The following is a 2,771-nucleotide window of genomic DNA, read 5'->3' as shown; positions in this document are numbered from 1 at the left end:
GGCAGGAAATTCTACTTTGGCTGTGGTACAGTTTGTCATGGGCAGGTCCTTGTTCGAATTCAATCTAAGCAACTGAATTTTAACAAATATAAACGGACTTGCCCGCTTTTATTGTGAGATATCCGGGTTAACCAATGTTATGAACATGACGGCTATGGCGCAGTACCCGGCATTAAAACCGATGACGGCAAATGGAATACCATCGGGCATAAAAGCCGTATCATTGCGGTGGATAAAAACACCTTGGCTTTGTTCGCCAAACTTTACGATGCCGAAGGCACGCCTGCCTTGCAAGCCCGTTTGCCGGCCTTGCATGCCGAGCAGTTGATTCATGTGCTGGAAAAATTTGCCAAACAACCCAAACGGTTAGGAGATTTGCGGGGCGAGTATTATTCGTTGGAAATGTGGCACGAAACCAATTCGCAAAAAGACGGCACGATTAAACGTCAAACCCGGTTTCCCGAATCGGCAGAGCAATGGATACTGTCCGGTCCGCATTTTTTTGTCGGCACGCCGTTTTATAAAACGCCGCGTCGGATTTGCACCGAAAATAGCCATTACGATGTTCTCGACCTCGCCAGCTTGCCCGATGATTACTTGCCTCGTACAAATTATTTACCAGCTTGCGAACCAGTTGAATATCAGAGACGTATTCCGCATGTATCGTGGATAGAAGAAGAGGAAACGGAGCCCAAGCGGGTTACGGAGTATTATCGATACGTTAATAGAAAAATGTTGAGTCAATCCGGTGAAAGAACTCTGATTAATATTATTGCTCCAAAATATTTAGGTCATATTGATGCAGCATTTTCTATTGCCTTTAAAGATGAACAAACTTTAATAAATTTTAGTGGTTCACTTTATTCTTTACCGATGGACTTTATTTTGAAAACCACCGGCAAAGCTACAATGAGGGGTGACACTGCCAGATATTTATCCTTAATTGATTTACGGGAACAGGGTCAAGTAAGAATATTATCCTTGACATGCCTAACCACTCACTACACCGACCTCTGGCAATCCTGCTATCAAGCCACTTTCACCCAAGACCACTGGGCCAAATCCGACCCGCGCCTGCCCAATAACTTTTTCCGGCAATTGTCGCCCGACTGGCAACGCAACTGCGCCTTACGCACCGACTACAACCGCCGCCAGGCATTGGTTGAAATCGACGTATTGGCAGCAATGGCCTTGGGGCTCACTCTGGAAGAACTGCAAACCCTCTACCGCGTGCAATTTCCGGTGATGCGCCAATACGAACAGGACACCTGGTTCGATAGAGCCGGACGCATCGTGTTTACCGTCTCAAAAGGCCTGGTCGGCGTCGGCCTGCCGCGTAAAGCCAATAGAAACGACACGCCCTGCCGGATACTTACCCCGCCGCCGGACATCAAAAGCCGCTGGCTGGACTGGTGCGCCGAACAGGTCAGCCCCAAAAACGGCCAGTTCATCATCGACACCGCCGACTGGACCTGCGAATCCGCTGTGCTTGGCTGGGAAGATGCCCAAACCCTGGACTGCGCTATCATCGAACGCACGATTCCGGATGACACCGTCCCCAACGGCCCGGTAGAGCGCCTGATTCAATACGTCGCCCCGTTTGACCTATGCAGCCGCGAGCAGGACTACCAAACCGTCTGGCAATATTATGAAAAACATTTATAGTTAGGATGACAAAGTGATAGCGTGCCCATTAAAGCAACTGGAGTTAAACGTATGCAAACGAGTAGTCGATTAATACACCATAATCAGACCACTATTCCTGAGCCGGTTCTGGAAGCCCTGAAGCTGCGGGAAGGCGATGCCATTGTTTTTGAAATTGATCAGGCCGGTGTACATTTACGCAAAGCCCCGCCCATTGATGCCGACTTCACAGGCGCTCTGCAGGCTACCTTAAACGAATGGAATTCTGCCGCAGATGATGAGGCTTATGCTGACCTTTGAAAAGTTTGCGGTGGTGGTTGTAGCCTTTCCATTCACCGATCAAGCCGCAACTAAAAGGCGACCGGGATTGGTGTTGTCCATTCCCGCTTTTAACACGTCAGCAGGTCATTGCGTTTTGGCGATGATTACCAGTGCCAAAAACTCCAACTGGCTGCATGACGTAGCGATTGCCGATTTGAATAGTGCGGGGCCTTCATCTGCGTCGATTGTTCGTATGAAACTATTTACTCTGGATAATCGCTTGGTAATCAGGCAAGCAGGGATGTTGGCAGATAGTGACCAGCAAGCCGTTAATAATGCTTTTAGTCAGATGTTTGATGTCGAGTGAAACTATCAATGAATGCTAATGATGTGAAGTTAGATGAAGTTGCACAGTCCCGGGCTTTAGTTGAACCGGGCGAGCAATTAACCGCTGCATTGGCAGCCGGTTATTTTAAAGATAAGCTGCTTTCATTAGGTGCGGCCGCGCAAGCTAGCGGCTTGAGCTTGTCAGAGTTTATAGAATATTTAACGCTATTGAATATTGATGTAGTTGTTCCAGATCAGCTTACCGCACAAGAATTAAAAACGCTGGACTCATGGTTGTCATCATTGCCGATATCAAAGCTTTAAGCACTTAATTCAACCAAAAATGATAGCGCATGTCAGCCGTTGTCATGGCTCAATTGAAAAAGGCCGCGCATGAACCCCAGCGTTTTAGCCCAACAATTACAGCAAGCCGTCAGTGATTATCTGCGTTTAAGTTTTGAAACGACGACGCCTTTTTTCGACGGGCTGCTGGAGCGCTTTTTAACGACGCCGGGTTTGTTGGCCACAGGGCCTTATCT

Annotated in this window: 4 protein-coding genes; all 4 read left to right on the top strand. The window is 48.0% G+C overall.

Going from position 1 to position 2,771, the window contains the following annotated elements:
* The first annotated feature begins 228 nt into the window (after positions 1-228).
* The 4 genes from HUX64_RS02760 to HUX64_RS02745 are packed head-to-tail and all read left to right on the top strand — an operon-like array spanning position 229 to position 2,556.
* Positions 229-1,665 carry a hypothetical protein gene (locus HUX64_RS02760; protein WP_174624714.1) on the top strand — a complete coding sequence of 479 codons (1,437 nt, stop codon included), beginning with the start codon at positions 229-231 and terminating at the stop codon, positions 1,663-1,665.
* Between the two features lie 51 nt (positions 1,666-1,716).
* On the top strand, positions 1,717-1,944 hold the full coding sequence (locus HUX64_RS02755) for an AbrB/MazE/SpoVT family DNA-binding domain-containing protein (RefSeq protein ID WP_174624713.1): 228 nt from the start codon (positions 1,717-1,719) through the stop codon (positions 1,942-1,944).
* The gene (locus tag HUX64_RS02750; RefSeq protein ID WP_246246883.1) at positions 1,931-2,272 is read left to right on the top strand and encodes a type II toxin-antitoxin system PemK/MazF family toxin; all 342 of its coding nucleotides are present in this window, start codon (positions 1,931-1,933) and stop codon (positions 2,270-2,272) included. The genes HUX64_RS02755 and HUX64_RS02750 overlap by 14 nt, the downstream gene beginning before the upstream one ends.
* Positions 2,273-2,280: 8 nt before the next feature.
* Complete coding sequence (locus tag HUX64_RS02745) at positions 2,281-2,556, top strand: UPF0175 family protein (RefSeq protein WP_174624712.1); 276 nt, start codon at positions 2,281-2,283, stop codon at positions 2,554-2,556.
* Positions 2,557-2,771: the final 215 nt, after the last annotated feature.

The organism is Candidatus Methylobacter favarea (genome assembly GCF_902806695.1).
Taxonomy (GTDB): Bacteria; Pseudomonadota; Gammaproteobacteria; order Methylococcales; family Methylomonadaceae; genus Methylobacter_B; species Methylobacter_B favarea.
The sequence above is the reverse complement of the archived record's forward strand: the minus strand, read 5'-3'. Positions and strand labels throughout refer to the sequence as shown.